Here is a 21,315-nt window from a genome sequence, read left to right as displayed (position 1 = left end):
TCCGTCCGCGGAAGCGGAGAATGCGTTGCCCGCTGCGCAGCGGGCCGTACCATGGAATCCGGAACCCTGAAGGGACACATCGCGATGGGAGCGGCGGCCGTTATCTGGGGCCTCATGTCTCCGGTCAGCAAACTGGTCATGCAGCCGGGGGAAGTCAGCTCCGCTTCCCTGGCTACCTTCCGCCTGCTGGGAGCGGCCATCCTGTTCTGGCTGGCCTCCGCCTTCGTGCCCGGGGAAACCATTGCAAGGAAGGACCGGCTGACCCTGTTTTACGCCTCCCTGTTCGGCATCATTTTCAACCAGATGGCCTTCACGGTGGGCGTGGGATTCACCTCTCCGGCGGATGCGGCCATCATCACCACCATTACGCCGGTACTGACCATGATTCTGGCGGCCTTCGTCCTCCGGGAAATGATCACGGGGAAAAAAATCATCGGGGTCTGCGCCAGCGCCATCGGAGCCATTCTGCTGGTTTCCGGCAGCGGAGGGCGTGCGGCGGCCCTGCCGGGAGACAACAACCTGCTGGGGGACATCCTTTGCCTGGCCTCCCAGTGCAGCGTAGCCGTTTACTTCGTCTTCTTTAAAAACCTGATCGGCAGATACTCGCCCGTCACCCTGATGAAATGGATGTTCACCTACGCCGCCATCGCCTGCCTGCCCTTCACCTTCCGGGACGTGGTTTCCATCCGTTATTCCGCACTTCCCCTGCAGACGTGGCTGGGCATTGCCTACGTGGTGGCATTCGCTACCTTTGTAAGCTACATCTGCCTGTCCTTCGCACAGCAGCGGCTGAAACCCACCGCGGTCAGCATGTACAACTACTGCCAGCCGGTGATTGCCTCTTCCGTAGCGGTGCTGTGGGGCATGGACCGCTTCGGCTGGATGAAAACCCTTTCCGTCCTGCTGGTCTTCACGGGCGTGCTTCTGGTCACCAGAACCGGAAAAAAGACCGCCGTTCAGGAACCGTAAATAATCGGGAACTTCAGAAAACGGCCTTCTACAGCCACGCAGGAATGAACACACTTGTTTAGGGAGGCGGGGCATTCCCGAAAAACCCACTTGGTGAACTCCCTTCTGGGAAGAAGGTCCTCCCGGTCCCTACGGACGCCGGGCGGAACACAGCAAGAGAAAAATTCCCCTCCACGAAGGGGCGGAAAAGCTCCCGTCCAAAAACCGGAAGCCTTCCTTCCCAGGCAAAAATCCGCGGATACAAAAAAAGGCATCCCTCCCTCAAAGCTAAAACGCCACTAAAGCCCCTGACACTCCGTGATCTCCCATCCCCCTCCCGGCAGCCCTGAAAAAATAGATGGGAAAATACGCCCCGGCAAGGTATAATACGCCCGTAGTCTCCGCCTTTTCCCCTTTCCGGGGAGTCCTGCTTCCCTGCCATGAACCGACTCTTTCTATCCTGGGACAAACCGGCCTGCCGGGCTGTAGCGGAGCGGCTGCTTTCCCTGGGAAACGACTTCCACCGGAATCTGGTGCTGGTCCCCACACGGGAATCCGGCAGGCAATTGAGGGAATACCTTGCCTCCATTTCCAGCGCACAGGCCATCTTCGCCCCCCAGGTTATTCCGGCGGACCAGTTCCCCCGGCTGGAGGAAAAGGAGGAAACGGCTTCCGTCCTGGAAGAGCTGGCCGGCTGGCTCCAGGCGCTGGGAACCTCTCCCCACCGTCTTTATCCGCGCCTGTTCCCCCGGCACATGCCGGAGGATTTTTCCAGCATGCTGGAAATGGCGGGCAGCCTGCAAAGCCTTAAACACGCCATGGCGAACCAGGGCATTTCCTGCGGCATGGCCCAGGATTCCTGCGCGGGCCGTGACGAACGCTGGACGGACATGGACAGGTTGTCAGAGTACTGCACGCAACAGTTGAAAGGCTGGCAGCTTGCGGACAGAACCGCCATGGAGGCGGAAGCACCGCCGCATCTGCTCCATTCCCTGCGGGAAACAGGAGGGCACGTCATCCTGGCCTGCGTAGCGGACGTTCCGCGCCCCCTGCGCCAGGCCCTCCAGCATGCGGAACGCAGCGGCGTGCCCGTCCAGATATGGATACACGCGCCGGAAGAGGAAGCCGGTTCCTTTGACTCCTGGGGATGCCCCCTTCCGGAAGTCTGGACCCAGTGCCCCATCCATATCAGCGACGCCCAGATCAGGATCACGGCCAACCCTGCCCGGCTGGCCGGGGAAACGTGCCGCATGATCGCCCGCACAGCGGAGGGAGCAACGCCGGACGTCGCCCTGGGCGTTTGTGATCCGGACATGAACGTAGCCCTGGATGCCGCCCTGCGGGAATACGGCTGGGGCCTCCACAATCCGGAAGGGAAACCCTTTGCCGGAACCGGCGTCATGGACCTGCTCCGCCACCTGCGGCAGGCGCTGGAAGAAAAGGGCGCGGCCCGGCCCGTCTTCTGCCTGGCGCGTTCCTCCCTGCTCTGCGCCTCCCTGGGAATAGGCAACCAGCAGTACTGCTGCGCCGCGCTGGATAAAATCCAGCAGAAGTTCCTTCCGGAATCGGAAGATTACCTGCTTTCCAGACTGAAGGAATTTTATCCGGCCGCCCTCCCTTCCATCCAGGCCATTCTGGCCTGGCGGAACCGGATGGCGGAACCCGGCACGCTGGGGGAAAGGCTGATGGAATGGTTCCCGGCCCTGGCGAACGCCTACGGTCCGGAAACGGAAGCCATGGAAATGCTCCATTCCTGCCTTTCCGGCCTCATACGCCTTCAGCAACGCTCTACCGCCTTCTCCAGACCGGAGACGGCCCTCCAGCTCCTGATGAAATGCCTTCAGCCGCTGCGCGTCAAAAACAGAAGGAAGGCCCACGCGGTACTGGATTCCCTGGGCTGGATGGAAGTCCACTTCCGCCCGGAGAAACACCTTATTCTGACGGGATTGAACGAGGGGACCGTACCGGAAGGCGGCGTTTCCGACCAGTTCATGCCGGAGGAACTGAGGGAAGCCCTGGGCATCGATTCCTTCAACCGGAAAAAAGCCCGGGACAGCTTCCTGCTGACCGCCCTGCTCCATTCACGGGAACGGGAGGGCAGCCTCACCATCATTCTCTCCCGGACCAGCAGCAAAAACGATCCGCTGACGCCTTCCTCCCTGCTCATGCGCTGCCCGGACGCGGAACTGCCGCACCGCGTGGAACAGCTTTTCCGGGAAATCAGCGATCCGCCCGCACCCCTCCCCTACCAGCGCGGAAGCTGGTACCTTCAGCCCGCAGAAGGCTGGAAGGCCGCCACGGACATCGGCGCGATGGCGCCCGGCTACAAAAACCCGTGGAAGGAAAAAGGGCTGGCCTTCTCCCCCTCCGTCCTCAAAAGGTTCCTGGCGTGCCCCATGCGCTTCTGGATGAGGGAGGCCCTGCACATGAATGAGGAGGAGTTCCTGCCGGACAAGGAGGACATGGCCGTCAACGAACTGGGCACCATGCTGCACGATGTGCTGGAATGCTTCTGCCGGGAACACGCCGCCCTGAAAGACGGCATGGAAGCCGCCGCCCTTCAGGACGCCATCACGGAAATACTGGAACAAACCTTCCGGAAACAATACGGCCCCACCCCCCTCATGCCCCTGCTGCTGCAAAAACGCTCCATGGAGCAGAGGCTTTCCGTTTACGCCGTCCAGCATTTGCAGGACCTTCAGGAAGGCTGGTCCTGCATCGCCTTTGAACACCAGGTGGAAGACTGGTCCCTGGGCGGCTTCCCCATGAAATTCCGCATTGACCGCATCGACCGCCATGCGGACGGGCGCATACGGGTCATTGACTACAAAACGGGAGCAGCCGCATCCTGTGAAAGAAAGCATCTGGAAACGATCGGGCGCCCGGACGCCCTGTCCCTGCTTTCCCCGGCCCTGCGGCCCTACACCAAACGCCAGAAAAACGGAAGGCTGGCGCACGCGCGCTGGAAAGACCTGCAACTGCCCGTTTACGTGCTGTGGGCCGCGGAAGCCTATGGCGGCCACCCTTCGGCGGCGTATTACGCCCTTCCCGCCAATCCGCTGGACATCGGCATCTCCGCCTGGGACACGCTTCACGACCCCATGCCCGGCTATGAGGAATGCGCGCTGGACAGCGCGCGCGCCTGGACGGTGGAGCTGATGAAGCTCCTTCATGAGGGCCGCGGGCTCATCACCGCGGAGGAACTGGGCTGGAACCCTCCCTCCTACGACGTGTTCAAGGACCTGATGGCCTCCCGGCGTGAAAGCCTGCAGGACCTGCTGGGCCTCAACCTCACCCCCCACCTGCCTTTCTGAGATGTTCTCCCTGACCAACATGCTGATCTCCGCATCCGCCGGAACGGGAAAAACCTACCAGCTTTCCCTGCGCTTCCTGGGGCTGCTGGCTCTGAACCACGGCAGCCACCCCGAACGGCTCATCGCCATCACCTTCACCCGGAAGGCGGCAGGGGAATTCAAGGACCGCATCCTGACGGACCTGGCTGCGGGGGCTACGGACGAGGAGGGGGCGCAACGCCTGAAAGAACAGCTCTGGACGGTCATCAAGGGAACGCCGGGGGAACCCGGCATCTGGCCCGGAGCAACGGAGGCATGGAAGGCGGAAAACCTGCACCGGGAGCGTTTCCGGCATCTGCTGCACATCCTGGTGCAGAACCTGGCGCGCCTCAACCTCTGCACCATTGACAGCCTTTTTGCCCAGATTGCCTCCACCAGCACCTTTGAGCTGGGCGTCAGCGGCTTCAGCATGATTGACACCACGGCGGAGAAGCTGGCGCGCCGCGAAGCCCTGCTTTCCCTGTACCGGGAATGCTCCGTGAACAGGGAGCGGAGGCGGAATTTTGAAGACGCCTTCCTCTCCGGAGCGGACTCCGATGCGGAAGCCGCGGATGCGGAGGATTCCATGATGCGGCGTCTCAACACCTACCACGAACTTTTCCTGGACGAACCGGACGCCGGAACATGGGGAAACCCCGTCGCGCTGGGCTTCACGCCGGAAGAACTGCCCCCCCCCGTTCCCCTGGAACAATTTGACGCCGTCCTGCATGCCGTGGCTTTCCAGGCACAGCAGGCGCCCGCTCCGGAAGGGAAAAACGGCTCCAAAAGCAAAGAACTGTTCCTGCGCTTCCTGAACGGTTTCTCCCAATACGCCAGGCTGGGCCGCGTGCGCTTCCGCACGGACGGAGGTTCTTCCTGGAACATCACCGTGGAAGAGGCGCGGGAAAAATTCAAGGACTTCTGGTCCCCTCCGCTGGAAGAACTCATCCAGAGCTGGCTGCGCATGGAGGTCCTGCAGGCGCTGCGCCGCACCCGCGCCACGCACGGACTGATGCTCCTTTTTGAAGGCAAATATTCCTCCCTGGTCCGCAACAAGGGAAGGTTCCTGTTTCACGACGTCACGCGCATGCTGGGCGGGGGAGCCGTTACGCCGGAGCTCAAGAGAGACCTGCAATACCGCATGTACTGCCGCTATGACCACTGGATGCTGGATGAATTCCAGGACACGTCCCAGTCCCAGTGGCGCGTCATCAAGCCTTTTCTGGACGACCTGACGGAATCCAAGGCCGGGAGCGAAGGCAGCATCTTCGTGGTGGGGGACATCAAGCAGAGCGTGTACCAGTGGCGCGGCGGGGATCCGGAGCTTTTCCGCTCCGTTTCCACCCAGCTTCAACTGGAAGAACGCGGCATGTCCACCTCCTACCGTTCCGTCCAGCCCGTGCTGGACCTGGTGAACGACATCTGCGACTACGCCCGGACGGCGCCGGACTGCGAACCCGCCGCCCTGGAACAATGGGGGGAATATCCGGAGCACCGGTGCGCCCCCCATCTGGAAGGCCGGTCCGGCGTCTCCCAAATCTGGCAGACGCCCAAGGCGGAAGCCTCCACCGCCAACGACCTGGTGTGCCAGGCGGCAGCCGACATCCTAGAACGTACCGGAGCCCTGCGCCGCGGCCTGGAAACCGCCATTCTGGTCAGCACGAAAAACCAGGCGCTAGCCATCAAGACCTGGCTGACGGACCACGGCGTTCCCGCGGAGGTATGCGACGACGTTCCGGTGGGCGTGGATTCCCCCCTGGGAAAAAACCTGCTGTACTTCTTCCGCTGGCTGCTCATGCCGGGAGACCCCTTTGCCGCAGGCCTGCTCATCCATTCCCCCCTCCGGCCCCTCGTCACTCCGGAACGGCCTGAAGGCATGGACTGGAAGGCCTGGCGCCTCCTGCTGGAACGGGACGGCTACGCCGCCGTCATGGAAGAACTGGAGCGGAGGCTGGCCCGGACGGGAACGGAACTGACCGAATTCCACCGGGACCGCCTGGCCGTCTGGAAGAATGAGGCGGAACAGGTGGACGAGAAGGGCGTTTCCCTGGATGAATGGATCAGGCACATGGAAGACGTGACCCGCCGGGAGGATCCTGCCGGGGGCATCGTCCGAATCATGACCATCCACAAATCCAAGGGCCTGGGATTCGACATCGTTATCCTGCCCCAGATCGGCAGGGACGCCCCCTTTGCGGACGGAAGGCACCTGACCCACTTTGTCAAAAAGAACCGGGAGGGCAACATAGAAGGAATCGTGCTGGTCCCTTCCAGGCATGTTTACACGAACGTTCCGCAGCTCCAGGAGCTTTACCGGGAATGGCGCGCCCAGCAGCAGTTTGACGGCTTCTGCAAGCTGTACGTGGCGCTCACCCGCGCCAAGCGGGCCACGTACGTCATTCTCCCCTACCGGGAAGAAAAAGGTGAAATGACCGCGGATTCCATGTGGAAGGTCGTCCGTTCCGCAGCTCGGTCCTGTGAAAAAGGAACGGAAGACACGCTTCCGGAATCCGGGGCGGAATGCCTGTATTCCTGCGGCCATGGCGGGTGGTACGGAGAATTCACGGAATCCGTACGGGAACGGGCGAAGGAAGACACGCCGGAATGGCCCCTCCAACGACCGATGGTCAGGGAGCGGCTTTCCCCCTCCGGCCTGCCGGCGGCAGAAGACGCGGCCCACGAAGGAAGATATGCCGACGATGCGGAATCCGCCGCATTCGGTTCAGCCGTTCACGCCGTCTTTGAACGGATTACCCGCTGGGATGAATCGGACAAGCCGGAATGGGCTCTTCATCCCGCCACGGAGGCGGAGCGCACGGTGGCCGCCTGCATGGAGATTCCCTCCATCCGCGAACTCTTCACCCCTCCCGGAACGGCACGCATCATGAAGGAACAGCGCATTGAAGCCATTGACGGGAACAGTTGGATCTCCGGCGTGATTGACAGGCTGCTCCTTCATGACGGAAGCGCCTGCATCGTGGACTTCAAGACGGACCATGCGGACTCTCCGGAGCAATTGCGGGAACGCCACTCCAACCAGTTGAACGCCTACGCCCGCATCGTGTCCAGAATCACCGGAATACCGCCGGAACGAATCGCGTGCATCATTGTTTCCACCCACTTGAAGGAAACCATCCGCATTTAAAGGAATTTTTTTCCTGAAGGACCGGCAGTTGTCTTTCCCCGCATTTTCCTTGCCGTTCCTCCCTGCGTTCCTGTGTTAACGACGGATAATGCCCCTATGGAAAAAACCGTTGCCGCGGCTGGAAAACATGCCGCCCCGAAGGCGCGGAAAGGGAAAGGCCGTTAAATAAAAAAGCCGTCCCGCGCGGACGCGGAACAGCTTTGAATAGAAACGGTTGGAACCTTCCTGGTCAGGCGCGGCGGCGGCGCAGGCACAGAGCGGCCAGGCCCAGCAGGCTCAAAGTAGCCGTAGCAGGTTCCGGAACCTGGGTCAGGGAAAGGTAATTGAGGGCCGTACGGCCAAAATTGCTGGAACCGTCCCCCTGAATCGTGAGAGTAAGCGTCCCGTCTTCCCCCACCACGATGTGCTCCACCGTGGAATAAAGGCCCTTGTTGGCGGAAGGATTGGAGCCGTCTGCGGCATTCCCCGGAGCCAGAACGCCGGAACTGTCGCCCGTCGTCGTGGAAAGCTCGTTCCAATCACCGCTGGCGTTTGTGCCAAAGTTTGTCCAGGTCGCGTTGGAAGCGTCGGCGCCTCCGATCGTCCACGTCTGTCCGGCAAAGACGTCCTTACCCGTGAAACCGCCGAAAAGGGACAAGGTATATTCCCCGGCGGCAAGACCGCTGAAAGTCACGGTAAAAGAACCGGAACCGGTCGCCGTCTGCGTTAAAAGGCCGTCTCGGAAGCTGTCTCCCAGGGAGAAAGGCATGCTGCCGCCAAAAGCGTTCTTCCACCCGTTTTCTTCGCCCGGCGTCTTGGTCGTGGTATGGCCGTCATCCCCCACAGGGTATCCGGCCGTGCTCCATCCCAAAGTGACGTCGCCCGGCATCGTGCCCAGGGCTGCGGAGGAATGGTCGTAATTCATATTGAGGGCTCCGTCTGTCGCGGCGTCATCGCGCCCGAAGTCAATTTGCACAGTCGCCGCCTGCACTGCCAGCAGGGAACTTGAAATCAGAGCCAGAGAAAACAAGGACTTCTTCATGGTGACACAAAGTAAACCGGATCAATAATCCGATGATTGCATAAATTCTTTAATTAATATTAAATCTATTTATATTAAATACATTATATATATTTATGTCTTGATATGAATCACTTAATACATGGAAAACAAAAAAGATATATTATTTAATTTTTAGTGTTTTCCATTGACATCGGATTATTGATCCGCAAGAGCATTCCTGTTCCACCGGCATTCGAGTAAAGAAAAGATGGCCGAAGGGCGGTTTATAAAAACAGCCGGACTTTTACCGCGCCGCCGTTTCCACCGGAATACGGCCGCGCCGGGAAAACAGCTATTCGCCAAAAAAGACGGTCAATGTTCAGGCACAGCCACCCGGATGCTTTCTATTCCCAGATAACGGGCAATGGAACGGTTGATGAATTCATCCGGGTCTCCGCTGCTCATGCGCCACATCACGGAAACATAGGGAGCCAGAGGCACGGGCTCATAAGGAGGGACCGCAATGTTTCTCTCCCCCTTTTCCAGTTCATGGCGGATGAACATTTTCCGTTCCTCGCACTGGCGGTGGATGCGCGGGAAGGCATCCAGATACCCGGAGCATACCCACAGGGCCAGCCCGGCCGCCGCAAGCAGCACGCAGGAAGGAATCCAACGCCTCTGCGCGGCGTCCATCCATACCCCGTACAGCCCCAGGATGCCCGTCATCATCAGCACCGTGGCGGAAAACATGGCATGCCACGCGGGAATCACGCGCACAAAAAAGCTGATTGCCATGGCATGAGCCACCAGAATGAACAGAAGGGAAACGCACATGCGGCGGAGAGAAGCCCCCTTCCAAGTCTTCCAACCTCTTCTCCACGTCAGCAGGATCAGGGCCACGGCGACGGCTGCCAGCAGGATTTTAGGAAGCGGCATGAACTCGTAAAAAGCATTCATCAGTTCCGGAATGGCGCCGAAACGCTCCGCCCAGGAATGAAGGACGGCGGCGCCACCCGCCGTCTCCGAATGAAGACGCACGCCGTTTCCCGGAGCCAGCAGAAGACAAGCGCCGCCCAGGGCATGAAAACCCCAGCCGACGAAGAACCAGCGGGGAAGAACCAGGCTCTTCCAGCGCGCATACAGCCAGTACAGGAACAGCATGCCCAGGGAAGCGGGAATCTGGTTCTCATTGGTCATCCCGGCGGCAAAAGCCGCCACGCCTATCCAGAGCCAGGAAAAGGGCCTGTCCTTAATCCGGGAGGTCCCGGCCCATAAGCCGCGGTACAGGCACAGGAAGCCCAGCCAGACGGCGGCTGACCACGCATAGTTTGTCCCTCCAGACAGCCAGAACATCGTGATGCCCGGCCTGGATGAAGACGTGAGCAGAAGAAGGGCGCCCGCGGAAAACAGCAGAACATCCCGCCAGTGCCCGGAATTCACCCTCCTTCCCCGCGCCAGGTAAAACATCATCAGGGCCAGGGAAAGAATCACGAAGGGATTGACGGCCAGGAAAAGCCACTTCCCCGCCGTGGCCGTAAAGACAGCCAGGAATTCCCCCAGGCGGGGATTCCAGTTCATGTACGACCACCAGCACCGTTCCAGCACGGGCTGGAAGGCAAGACGGTGGCCAGCCCCGAATACGGAATGCATGAAGCTGTCCCCGGTGAAGGGGGTCCACCAGGTGAGCAGTATGGCGTACACGAGAAGCGCCAGCACCACCGCCCGGAACAGGAAACGCGCCGCCAGTGACTGCTTCATGGAATCAAGCCGTATCAAGGGTCGCCGCCCGCGTTTAATCCGTCACGGCCTTGAATACCGGGGTGGGCAGCTTGTCCGGCTTCTTGCCAAAGAAATCCCCCACGTCCTTGAATGTCACGAACAGGAAGAAGCCCATCAGCAGGAAGACGAAGCCGAACTGCACGAATTCCAGCACTTTCACGTTCAGGGGACGGCGGAAAACCAGCTCAATGGTGTTCATCACCACGTGGCCGCCGTCCACCACAGGAAGAGGCAGGATGTTCAGGATAGCCAGGTTCACGTTCAGCACCACGGAGAACCACAGGGCCAGCTTCCAGCCTTCCTCCAGGGAGAACATCTTGTAAAACTGGTTGGCAATTCCCACAGGGCCGGAGAGGTGCTCCACGCCCACGCTGCTGCCGGGGGCCGCCACCTTCGCCAGGGTATCTCCCATCCATTTCAAACTCTGCTTGATCTGCGCCCACGGAGTAGGATGCACGGTTACGTCACGGCCCACGGAGCTGAGGTCCCAGGTTACGCCCAGAATGGGCTGGGCGCCCTTGAGCAGGGAGCCGTTCGCGCCGTTGTGCCAGTTCTCCGGCAGCCTGCCCTGGATGTTCACCTGCCTCGCGGCGCCATCCTTGCCCGTCACGTCCAGCAGAAGCGGTTCATTCTTCTTCAACAGCCCATCCAGCGCCGCAGGGCTCCAGATGCGTTCCCCGTTGGCAGCCGTCACCACGTCGCCCGGCTTCAATCCGGCCTGGTCGGCAGGAGAATTGGGAAGCACTTCCCCGATGACGCAGGGCATCGCCTGCATCAGCCCTACCTGGCGCATGCCGGAGCGCTGCCACCAGGACGTTTCCGGAATCCGGAACCCGCAGGAAATTTCCATCTCTCCTTCATGCCCAGGCCTCTGCACCGTAAAAACTACCTGGTCATGCTCACCCAGCATAATCAGTTCCCGGACGCCTTCCATATTGCCCGCCCACTTGTCCACCGGGCGGCCGTCCACCTTCACAATCCTGTCGCCGGGCAGAATGCCGGACTGGGCCGCAGGGCTGTCCGGAGCAACAAAGCCGACCGTAGTCACCCCCATCTCCACATCAGGCTTGCCCACCATCCAGACGGCCACGGCAAAAAACACGGCCAGCAGGAAAGAGGCGATGGGGCCGGCGGCGGCCACGATGATCTTGTCCAAGGGGGTAACGGGCTTCAAATCCTTGGGAAGCTCCGCTCTCCCTTCAATAGCCTCCATCGGAGCCATTTGCGGTAGGGAAACGAAGCCGCCGGCCGGAATCCAGCCCACCCCCCATTGCACGCCGTTAACGGTCTTTTTCCAGATGGGGCGTCCAAACCAGATTTGGAACCTGTCCACGTACAGGCCGCGCCAGCGGGCGGCGAAAAAGTGACCCAGTTCATGAATGAAAATCATGAAGTTAAACAACATCACCACACCGAAGATAATGGCAATGGTGGTAAGAACGGAAAGAATGCTATCCATGGTAGTGCTTTGTGGATCAGGCTATCATGACGCATCCCGGCGGACAAGCTTCAAGGATGTCCTAATGACAGAGGGAACATTTAAATTCTGGACATGCGGCAGAAAACACCATAACAACAAAAGATGATTGTCTCCAAGTTTCTCATGACGGGCATTCCGGCAGCCGCATTGATAGCCTGTACGCCCTTTCTTCACGCCGCGCCTCAGGAAGAAGCGGACATCCCCTCCATGACCCGGACCTGGACGAACAAGGAGACGGGCGCCACCTTCCAGGCCAGGCTGGCCGGCTTGAACAGCGTCAACGCGATCATGCAGAACGTCTTCACGAAAAAGAAAATCCCCTTTCCCCTCAAAAAACTTTCCAGGGAGGACCTGGACTGGATTGACTTCCACAAGGAGCTGGTCGGCAAGACGGATGCGGAGCTGGCTAAAATGGTCATCCCGAAAGGAGTCCTGGGCAAACAGCTGAAAGGGCTGACCTACCGGGAAAAGGACGGCAAGTTCGTCAAAATGGACGGCAAATGGAACGCCAGGTATTTTATCCTGTATTATTCCGCGAGCTGGTGCGGCCCGTGCAGGGCCTCCCTTCCGCGCAACCTGGAGGTGTACCGGGATAAAATCGCTCCCCGCAAGGATCTGGAAGTAGTCCTGTGCAGCATGGACCATGCGCTGGAAGGCGCCCAGAAATGGGCCGTTTCCAATAAGATGCCGTGGCCGGTCTTCCTGTTCGGCTACCTGGACAACCTTTCCAAGGAAAGCCCTCTGATCCGCAAGAATTATCCCGGTCCCATCCCCTCCCTGGTGCTGGTGGACGCTAACGGAAACAAAATCGCTTCCGGCAGCATGGATGGACTGGTGCGGAAGGTGGAGGAGCTGGCCAGCGCGGAAAAGGAAAAGGAGGCAACGGCCGAATCCGAATAAACGAATCCTCCCCTGGCGGGATTTCACGTTTTTTTCCGCACCCGGACATGAAGACGCAAAACAGCCCCGGAAGGCTAACCTCCGGGGCTGTTTGTTAATGTTTACTGAACAGATGGACTCTGCTGCGTCTTAGGCGCGGAGAGCGGCACCATCCTTGGCTTCAATGGCTTTCTTCGCTTGGGCGAAGATGGCGTCAAAAGCCTTTTCGTCGGAGACGGCCAGGTCGGCAAGAACCTTGCGGTCCAGATCGACGTTGGCGGCTTTCAGGCCTTCCATAAAGCGGGAATAGGTCAGACCGCGGTCGCGGACGGCAGCGGAAATACGGGCGATCCAGAGACGGCGGAATTGTCCCTTGCGTCTCTTGCGGTCGCGGTATTCATACTGCCAAGCCTTGTAAACAGCATCCTTGGCGTAGCGGAAGAGTTTGCTGCGGAAACCGCGGAAACCCTTGGCACGCAAGAGAATGCGCTTACGGCGCTTGCGAGAGGCCGGTCCATTAGTGGCACGTGGCATAGCTTATTTCTATTTCTATCTTGAACAGACTGTTCTTCCTCACCTCCCTGCAGTCTCGCCTGTTCTTATCTTCTCATTGGAAGAAGGCTGCATGAAGGCCCCCCGTTCAGCGGGGGGAAAGCTCGGCGTTGGTCGAGCGTTTCCGCGGTTTAGGCGAAAGGCAGGTTCTGCTTGACTGCCCAGACTTGCGTTTCGTCCACCAGAGCCACCTTGCCAAGCTGACGCTTGCGCTTGCTGGATTTCTTCTGGAGGATGTGGCGCTTACCCTGTTTACGGCGCAGTACCTTGCCCGTGCCGGTAACCTTGAAACGCTTGGCGACTGCCTTGCGAGTTTTATTGATACCACCTTTGCGGGTCATGGTGGAAGGAGTATAGGCGCCAATCCGCTCTTGGCAAGTGGAAAATGACCCCGAAACATTTTTCCGGTTAAAATGGCACGCTTCCCCACCTGCCCGGTCCCCCTCCCGGACCAGTGCGGCACGCTCAAATTCCGGAGGAAAGGCGGCCTTCCTTTTTCTCTCCCTCCTTCGGGACATCCGCTCTTTTGGCGCAGGAGATGGAATAAAGCAGCAGGACGGGGAACAGCAATTCCAGAGGCAGCATATAGCGGACTTCATACGTAGTCGCCGCCGCGCCAATGGCCAGAACCACTCCGTAAAATGGCACAAAAGGGATCAGATACGCCTTTTTCTTCATCATTCCGTAAACGAGGAAGCTGAGCACGCAGCCGTAAAACAGGGAAAGCTGCGGCATATCCCTGACATTGCCCGCAGGCAGGTTCCAAACCATCTGGCTGTTCAGAAGAAGAATCTTCCCCGCCAGCAGGGGATTGTCCGCAGAAACGGAGAAAAACAGATTCCTGACAAGTTCCCCTTTGCCGGACAAGGTCCACGCAAACCCATACTTCATTCCCGTCTCCCAGGACTCAAACAGGCCCGTGTGGAGATACTTCTGCCCGTACCCGGCTGACACTGCGGGATGCAGGGAATCTTCATAAAGGCGGTACTGCCTCATGATGACGTCCCTAGGCATGATTTCCCGTTCAATCAGCTCCATGTCTCCGTCACTCACCTTCCCGCCCTCTGCAACAATATCACAGACCACATGAGCCATCTTGGCATACTTGGTGCCGGACGCGCCGCTTTCCGCATCCATCAGAAAGGGAAGGACGAGAAAAGCGAACAGCCAGCAGCAAATTCCCCCTATCACGGGAATCCCCAGGCGGCGGAATTCCGCACGGTGATGGAACATATGGACGGACAGGGCCGCGACAGTAAGAAAAAACGGAACGGCTCCGTCATAGCGCAGGCTCCCGGTTCCGGCCAGCCCAAGACCGATCAGCCACAGGGCGGAGGTGCGTTTTTCCAATAACCAGGAGCATAATCCCACCGTAAGCGCCATCAGGAAAATGGAATAGGGAACGTCCTTGATCACCGTCGTCACCATCTCAAACTGGAACAGGCACAGCAAGACGGCTCCCAGCACGATCAGCGCCCGCATCCGTTCGCGCGCCGCCCAGGAAACGATCATGAAGCAAACGGACAACAGCAGCCCCAGTTGAACCAGAACGATGGCCTGAAATTCCGGCCAGACGCTTAAAACACCCTTGCACAGCAGGGTGTGGGCCAGCGTATGCATCAAATTATACTGTCCGCTGACGATCTGGGGATACTGGCGATATTGGAAATCAAAGGAACACTGTGAACCCGCATGCCACCACCACGCCAGCACGGCGATGGAAATAACGGCCATGACGCCCCATTTCCCCCAGGGGCTCCACTCCGTTTCATGGCGCGCGCCATACCATACCACGCCATTCAACGCCTGTACGGACAGGCATAAAGCCATTAAAAAAATTCCATACTGGACAATAGAGGATGCGGCGCCCTCCCAGGTTCCGAAACACAGGCCATCCGCACGGAACACGAGACCCAGGGGGAAAAGAATGACACTGCAAATTCCGCAGGCAGCCACCACCTTCTTCCACGGCAGCATGCAGTCATCCGCACGCCAGCGCCATAAAACAAGCAGAGAAGCTAGAATCACGAAGAAAAAGAATACGCCAAACATCATTCCGTCACAGTCAATGAACCCAGTGCCGCTCCGGCGCCTGGACGGATAAACTAACGGATTGCTAATCCGGGGTCAAGGCCTGTTTTTTATAACAAGGGACTTATGCTGAATAGCCATGTCCTTATTGAGAAACGTTCCCTTGTGGTGAACCTTTCCGTAATTGCATGACCGGCCTTTGGAGCGGCGCAAGCCTTTGCAGCCGTTGAAAAGCAGGTGTCTCGCTACGATTCCCTGACTTTCAGGGAAAAAAGTTTTCTGCCGTTCCTGTTGATGTCCGGATGCCGCAAGGCTTGCGGCGCTCCCTGTGGCATGGAGTCCATTCCGTGCTAATCCGTAACGGATTAGCAATTCGTTTTTTGAAATGCGGCAACCTCCCATGCCTTCTCCGTAAAAGGATTCCCCGTTTTTGGCAGCGATTGCCACGGAACATTTCTCCCGGGAAAAACGCTTGAAATTCAATCATCGGCACGACGATCCCGGGAAAATGGCATCATTGCCTCCGTCCCGGTCTGGAACATCCGGGCTTTCCCGTTCCGGAGGGGAAAAGAGGCATTCTTCAAGGAATGCCCTGCTCTTTTTTACCGCCTTCGCGCATTTGCCTGATTTCATCCCGGATCAGGGCGGCGCGTTCAAATTCCAGATGGGAGGCCGCCTCCTTCATTTCCGCCTCCAGCCTGGCAATGCGCTCTTCCAGCCCGTACCCGGCCTCGTCCTCCGCTACGCGGAAGGACTCTTCATCTTCTTCCGCATACAACTTTAACTGCCCCTGTTCGGACCGGCTCACCGTCTGGGGAACAATGCCGTGCTCCAGATTGTACTTCTCCTGAATGCTCCGGCGGTAATCCGTCAGCTCAATCAGCCGCTTGATGGAATCCGTCATTACATCCGCAAACAGGACGCACTCCCCGTTCAAATGGCGCGCGGCGCGGCCCGCCGTCTGCACCAGGGACGTTTCATTGCGCAGGAAACCTTCCTTGTCCGCATCCAGAATGCACACCAGGGAGACTTCCGGCAAATCCAGCCCCTCCCTGAGCAGGTTGATGCCCACCAGAACGTCTATCCTCCGGGCACGCAGGGCGCGCAGAATCTCCACGCGCTCAATCGCGTCCACATCCGCATGAATGTAGGAAACCTTCAGCCCCACCCCCTTCAGGTACTCCGTCAGGTCTTCCGCCGTCTTCTTGGTCAGCGTCGTGACCAGCACGCGTTCATTCTTGGCAACGCGCTCGTTGCACAGGGCAATCGTCTCGTCAATCTGCCCTTTCAGGGGACGGATGGTGATCTTCGGCTCCAGCAGGCCGGTGGGACGGATAATCTGCTCCACAATCAGGGGTGTGGAACGCTTCGTGGGATCAAACTTCTCCACCGGTTCCGTAGACGGGCTGGGAGTGACGCGGATATCCTTGGGGGAAGTGAACAGAATCCCCTTGAAGCCTTCCGGCGCCTTTTCCCCGGACCTGGCGGCGCGGCGCACGGGAATATAAGTCTTGTTGTCCGCACGGCAGTTCACCAGCTCAAACGGCCCCGGCGTAGCGGAGGCGTACACGATCTGGTTCTGCCTCTCCATGAACTCATGGAATTTCAGGGGCCTGTTGTCCAGCGCGCTGGGCAGGCGGAAGCCGTGCTCCACCAGAATATTCTTGCGGCTGCGGTCCCCCTCGTACATGCCGCCCAGCTGGGGCACGGCCACATGGCTTTCATCAATCAGGGTCAGGGAATCCTTGGGGAAGAAATCCAGCAGCGTGGAGGGGGAACTGCCCGGCAGGCGGCCGGAAAGATGGCGGGAATAATTCTCAATCCCCTTGCAGAAGCCCAGTTCTTCAATCAGCTCCAGATCGTAATCCGTACGCAGTTTCAGGCGCTGCGCTTCCAAAAGACGCCCATGCTTTTCAAACCATCCCACGCGGTCCTCCAGCTCCGCCCGGATGGCCTTAAGCGCCGCGGCCCGTTTTTCCGGAGCGGCCACGTACTGCTTGGCCGGGAAAAAGGTGTAACTCCCCAGCCGTTCCCGCACGCGGCCGGAGGTGGAATCAATCAGGGAAACCCGTTCCACCTCATCTCCGAAAAACTCCACGCGGATCGCCTCCCCTTCCGAATAGGCGGGAAACACCTCCACCACCTCCCCGCGCACGCGGAACGTGCCGCGGGTAAAATCAAAATCCTGCCGCTCAAACAGGCGTTCCACCAGCTGCCGGAGAAACACGTCCCGGTCCATGATGTCTCCCTCACGAATGCGCAGGGTCAGGTTACGGTAATCTTCCGGGGTGGACAGGCCGTAAATGCAGGAGACGGACGCCACCACAATCACGTCCCGGCGCGTCATCAGGGAATTCATGGCGTTCAGGCTCAGGCGGTCCAGCTCGTCATTGATGGCGGAATCCTTTTCGATATAAGTGTCGGAACTGGCGATGTACGCCTCCGGCTGGTAATAGTCGAAATAGGAAACGTAGTAATCCACCGCGTTATTCGGGAAAAAGCTTTTCAGCTCCGAGTGAAGCTGCGCGGCGAGCGTCTTGTTGTGGGAAATCACCAGCGTGGGCCTGTTCATCCGGGCGATCAGATTCGCCATCGTGAACGTCTTGCCGCTCCCGGTCACCCCCAGCAGGCCCTGGTGCTTGTTGCCCGCTTCCAGAGACTTGAGCAGCTTGCCGATGGCCTGCTCCTGGTCCCCAGAGGGCTTGAAGGAGGAATTTAATTCAAAAGACGACATACGCGAGGAAGCCAGTATAATCCCCCCGCCCCGCCGGGCTAGGACAATGTTTGACAATTCCCCCCTGCTGACCCAGTATATGCGGCATGTACATTCCCACGCAGGAAGAACGGTATGCAAAAAAAGGGTTCGTCTCCCTCATCCTGTGCGTCGTGGTCCCCTCCTGCCTGTACGTCTCCCTTCTATCCAAGCAACTGATGATGGTGCGCGGACATGAATGGGAAGCCATCATGAAAATCTTCCTGGCGTTCACCTATCCGCTGGCGGCGCTCTTTGCCATGACGGGCATTCCGTTCTTCTGGTGGTCCGTGGGCATCTCCCTGGCGGTCCACGCGGGAATCGTCATCTGGCTGAAGACGGCTCCCCGCCTGTCGCCCAAAAAGGCCATCTGCATCGCCCTGTGCGTGGGAATGCTGGATTTCCTGTTTGTGAAAATATTCCCCTTTCCGGCGCAAATCATGGGCTGAACTGCCCTGCGGAACGCCCGGAATGTTCCGTCCTCCGGTTCAGGACTGCTTTTTAGCCAGGGCAATAATCTGCCTCTTGATCTCGCGCGCCGCTTTTTTGGAATCCGCCTGGTAGGCCTCATACGTAAAGCACTGCGCCCCGGAGCCGTCGCTGGCAGTCAGCACCAGCTTGGGACAAAACTTGCCCTTTTCCAGGGCCTCCTTCACGGGAGCGGCCACCGTGGACTTGCCTCCCTTCACCGGGAGATAAACCAGCACGCACCGTTTTCCCACGGCTTCAAGAAACCCCTCCGTCACGCCGGCGGCCAGCGGGCAGGTGGTGGCCGTGTTTGTATAAAGATAGGCCACGGGCTTCTTTTGCTCCTGCGCCGTTTTCAGCGCCTCTTCCATCCGGTCCGTGGTGAAAGTGCTTTTGGGCAGCCTGACATCCGCCCGTGAATGGGGAGACGCGGCCAGAAGACAGACACTCAACAGGGTAATTAACAGTTTCATAGGCCGCCACCATACGGGCAGCCCTGGGGCATGTCAAAGACAAAGCCCCTCCTGTTTAATCTTGAACGCCAGGTCACGGTATGGCAGAGTGCGCCCACGATTCGTCGCGCCTGTGGCGAAATTGGTAGACGCGCCAGACTTAGGATCTGGTGTTGAAAAACGTGCAGGTTCGATTCCTGTCAGGCGCACCATCAATAACCCTCTTTAAGTAAACAACTTGAAGAGGGTTTCTTTTTTGTGCTGAAATAGGCGCGAATTCTATAAAACGGCCCCAATCTGTGTACAAAGTGTGTACACTTTCAACCCGTTTTTAGCCTTATTTTACAAGGTATTTCTGTCATAAGAATCACACAATGAACGGCTCATTTGGCTGCCTTGTAAAACGGAAATCTTGCGAGTTATATATAATTGATACAATATCAACATATTGTGTTAATTTATGTCTATCTACACACTCCACCATCAGGAGAGGCGGCTGGATGAAACGCTCTGCGGCAATGGCAGGAAGTACTCGACCGGGGATGTTTTGTTCTCAGACCGTGGGAAACGAATCGTTCTGGGAAAACCCATTGCGGAAGGAGGTGAAGGTTCCGTCTTCACTTCCCATGCCGCATCGGCATCACCACTCGTAGCCAAGCTCTACCATCCGAACCAACGGATGCGTTGGCGTGAGCAGAAGCTTCGGCTGATATGTTCCCGGCCTATTCGTTCCCCGTGCGTGGCGTGGCCGCGTGAGATCCTGTACGACGAACTGCGGCGCTTTGTCGGCGTACTGATGCCCCGGGCGGACGGTGTTCCGCTCGGGGCGTTCGCGTTTCATGCGGAGCTGCTGAAAAAACAATTCCCCTCATGGACCCGTTACGATCTGACCAGGCTATGCCTGAACTTGTCGGCATCCGTCCACACGCTGCACCGTTACGGTGTTGTTCTGGGCGATCTGCATCCCGGCAATGTGCTGGTTTCTACTGATGGCTCCGTCCATTGGACTGATGCCGACAGTTTTCAGATCGAAGACTATCCCTGTTCTGTCGGCACGGAACGGTTCCTGGCTCCGGAGCTCCACGGCAACTTGGGAGACTTTCTCCGTACCTGCAATCACGATACCTACGCCCTGTCCGTCCTGCTCTTCATGACATTGACGCTCGGCCTGTCTCCCTTCGCCCGTCAAGGGGGAGAAGGAGACATGCGGGAAGCCGCCAGGAAGGGTGCACTGCCATACCCGTTTGCTTCGTACAGACCTCCAGCGGGATTCTACCCGCCCGATACCCCCGGACGTTATGTCTGGTCGTATCTCCCCCGCAAGCTCCGCGACGCACTCGGTCACAATCTTACCTGTGTCCAGCGTCACGATTTGCGTCCACGCGCCATGCCGGGGTATCTGGCGCGTTGTTTGCTGCAATACCTCAGGGATATGGAGCCGGGAGGCGGAAGGGATCATCCCATGTACCGGGATCTTCTGTACGACCGTCCCTGCCCACCCCGAAGTCTGCTGGTACAGATGACATCCAACATCTGTGCGGACTGCGGGATTCGTTTCCGGGAGGCTCCTGACGATGTCGCCCGGCGTTTACGGCAATCTCATACTCGCCCCCTGTGCAGGCTCTGCATACGGCGTCGTAGCGCATTGAATCAGGCCTCCCGAAATACAACCATCAACCATTAACTCGAATAAACCATGTCTATATCATCATCAATACTCCCAACCAGACAGGAACAACTCGCCGCCATGTGCGAGTTCGGCAACAACACCAACGCCCGGCTTCCCGTTCTCTTTCTGCTGGATGCCAGCAGCAGTATGAACGGCATTGTCCGGGGCGACAACCAACACATCCTCCGTCAGGAGTATTCTGACGGGATCAACTGGAATATCGTCACGGGAGACAATATCGTCACCCGGATGGATGAACTTAATGCCGGCCTTCAACGGTTCATCAGCGAGATTCTGGCCGATCCTCTGGCGAAGCTGGCCGCTGACGTAGCAGTGATCACATTCGCCCGTACGGTAGCAACAGTAAAGGAGTTCGGTCCGATCCGGGAATCTGACACAGGCCTGAAGATCTCCACGTCACAGGAGAATGAAACGCTCCTGGGTGAAGCCGTCGAATTGGCTCTAGCTGAACTCGACAGCCGCAAGCGTACCTACCGGGCACACGGGGTGGAATTCTACCAGCCCTGGCTTGTCGTGATGACGGACGGGGTTCCGACCAGCGCCCGGCACCGGGAGCTGGAAGAACGATTGAAGGAACTCTCAACTTCTCGTAAGCTGAGCGCGTTCGTCTTCGGTATTGGACGCGTTGACTTGTCGGAGCTTTCCAGCATCAGCCCGGGGCGTGCTCCCATGCAGGTCAATGAGCAGAAGTTCCCGGAACTATTCGCATGGCTGAGCCGGAGTGCCCGCATGGTCAGCATGTCCGTGCCGGGCGACGGGGTATCGTTGACTCCGCTCCCGGAAGATGTGTGGCAGGTATAGAGTAGGTGAAATCAGAAAGTCTTC

15 protein-coding genes and 1 tRNA gene are annotated in these 21,315 nt (G+C 58.6%); 8 read left to right on the top strand and 8 right to left on the bottom strand.

Features of this window, described 5'->3' with window-relative positions:
• The first annotated feature begins 51 nt into the window (after positions 1-51).
• The 3 genes from J5W70_RS08760 (at position 52) to J5W70_RS08750 (ending at position 7,425) form a co-directional block, all read left to right on the top strand.
• On the top strand, positions 52-969 hold the full coding sequence (locus tag J5W70_RS08760; protein ID WP_022396609.1) for a DMT family transporter: 918 nt from the start codon (positions 52-54) through the stop codon (positions 967-969).
• Positions 970-1,388: 419 nt separating this feature from the next.
• Complete coding sequence (locus J5W70_RS08755) at positions 1,389-4,262, top strand: PD-(D/E)XK nuclease family protein (RefSeq protein ID WP_022396608.1); 2,874 nt, start codon at positions 1,389-1,391, stop codon at positions 4,260-4,262.
• Between the two features lie 19 nt (positions 4,263-4,281).
• Positions 4,282-7,425 carry a UvrD-helicase domain-containing protein gene (locus J5W70_RS08750; protein WP_215841908.1) on the top strand — a complete coding sequence of 1,048 codons (3,144 nt, stop codon included), beginning with the start codon at positions 4,282-4,284 and terminating at the stop codon, positions 7,423-7,425.
• A 229-nt stretch (positions 7,426-7,654) separates the two neighbouring features.
• Here J5W70_RS08750 and J5W70_RS08745 read toward each other — a convergent pair whose 3' ends face one another.
• The 3 genes from J5W70_RS08745 to rseP form a co-directional block, all read right to left on the bottom strand.
• On the bottom strand, positions 7,655-8,446 hold the full coding sequence (locus J5W70_RS08745) for a PEP-CTERM sorting domain-containing protein (RefSeq protein ID WP_022396606.1): 792 nt from the start codon (positions 8,444-8,446) through the stop codon (positions 7,655-7,657).
• Positions 8,447-8,779: 333 nt separating this feature from the next.
• Positions 8,780-10,165: a DUF6056 family protein gene (locus J5W70_RS08740; protein WP_022396605.1), complete on the bottom strand. Its 1,386-nt coding sequence runs from the start codon at positions 10,163-10,165 to the stop codon at positions 8,780-8,782.
• Positions 10,166-10,199: 34 nt separating this feature from the next.
• On the bottom strand, positions 10,200-11,645 hold the full coding sequence (rseP, locus tag J5W70_RS08735) for an RIP metalloprotease RseP (protein WP_022396604.1): 1,446 nt from the start codon (positions 11,643-11,645) through the stop codon (positions 10,200-10,202).
• 123 nt (positions 11,646-11,768) lie between these two features.
• Here rseP and J5W70_RS08730 point away from each other — a divergent pair, with 123 nt between their 5' ends.
• A complete protein-coding gene (locus J5W70_RS08730) occupies positions 11,769-12,566 on the top strand; it encodes a thioredoxin-like domain-containing protein (protein ID WP_022396603.1) in 798 nt (265 codons plus the stop codon).
• Positions 12,567-12,695: 129 nt separating this feature from the next.
• On the opposite strand, the gene rplT is transcribed toward J5W70_RS08730, so the two are convergent.
• The 4 genes from rplT to J5W70_RS08710 all read right to left on the bottom strand — a co-directional run bounded on the left by rplT (position 12,696) and on the right by J5W70_RS08710 (position 17,862).
• On the bottom strand, positions 12,696-13,079 hold the full coding sequence (gene rplT, locus J5W70_RS08725; RefSeq protein WP_022396602.1) for a 50S ribosomal protein L20: 384 nt from the start codon (positions 13,077-13,079) through the stop codon (positions 12,696-12,698).
• Between the two features lie 149 nt (positions 13,080-13,228).
• The gene (rpmI, locus tag J5W70_RS08720) at positions 13,229-13,438 is read right to left on the bottom strand and encodes a 50S ribosomal protein L35 (RefSeq protein WP_012420592.1); all 210 of its coding nucleotides are present in this window, start codon (positions 13,436-13,438) and stop codon (positions 13,229-13,231) included.
• Positions 13,439-13,562: 124 nt separating this feature from the next.
• Positions 13,563-15,125, bottom strand: coding sequence for a hypothetical protein (locus J5W70_RS08715; protein ID WP_215832718.1), 1,563 nt, complete (start codon positions 15,123-15,125; stop codon positions 13,563-13,565).
• Positions 15,126-15,708: 583 nt separating this feature from the next.
• Positions 15,709-17,862 (bottom strand): excinuclease ABC subunit UvrB, encoded by a 2,154-nt coding sequence (locus tag J5W70_RS08710; RefSeq protein ID WP_102726953.1) that lies wholly within the window; start codon positions 17,860-17,862, stop codon positions 15,709-15,711.
• Positions 17,863-17,948: 86 nt separating this feature from the next.
• Here J5W70_RS08710 and J5W70_RS08705 point away from each other — a divergent pair, with 86 nt between their 5' ends.
• The gene (locus J5W70_RS08705) at positions 17,949-18,329 is read left to right on the top strand and encodes a magnesium transporter CorA family protein (protein WP_022396598.1); all 381 of its coding nucleotides are present in this window, start codon (positions 17,949-17,951) and stop codon (positions 18,327-18,329) included.
• A gap of 39 nt (positions 18,330-18,368) precedes the next feature.
• On the opposite strand, the gene J5W70_RS08700 is transcribed toward J5W70_RS08705, so the two are convergent.
• Positions 18,369-18,821 (bottom strand): hypothetical protein, encoded by a 453-nt coding sequence (locus J5W70_RS08700; protein WP_022396597.1) that lies wholly within the window; start codon positions 18,819-18,821, stop codon positions 18,369-18,371.
• A 106-nt stretch (positions 18,822-18,927) separates the two neighbouring features.
• On the opposite strand from J5W70_RS08700, the gene J5W70_RS08695 reads away from it, so the two are divergent.
• The 3 genes from J5W70_RS08695 (at position 18,928) to J5W70_RS08685 (ending at position 21,291) form a co-directional block, all read left to right on the top strand.
• Positions 18,928-19,012, top strand: a tRNA-Leu gene (locus tag J5W70_RS08695).
• 248 nt (positions 19,013-19,260) lie between these two features.
• A complete protein-coding gene (locus J5W70_RS08690) occupies positions 19,261-20,484 on the top strand; it encodes a protein kinase domain-containing protein (RefSeq protein WP_215832717.1) in 1,224 nt (407 codons plus the stop codon).
• Between the two features lie 12 nt (positions 20,485-20,496).
• Positions 20,497-21,291 (top strand): vWA domain-containing protein, encoded by a 795-nt coding sequence (locus J5W70_RS08685; RefSeq protein ID WP_215832716.1) that lies wholly within the window; start codon positions 20,497-20,499, stop codon positions 21,289-21,291.
• Positions 21,292-21,315: the final 24 nt, after the last annotated feature.

Origin of the sequence: Akkermansia massiliensis (assembly GCF_018847375.1) — a bacterium.
Taxonomy (GTDB): domain Bacteria; phylum Verrucomicrobiota; class Verrucomicrobiia; order Verrucomicrobiales; family Akkermansiaceae; genus Akkermansia; species Akkermansia massiliensis.
This window is presented reverse-complemented; position numbering and strand designations above follow the sequence as displayed.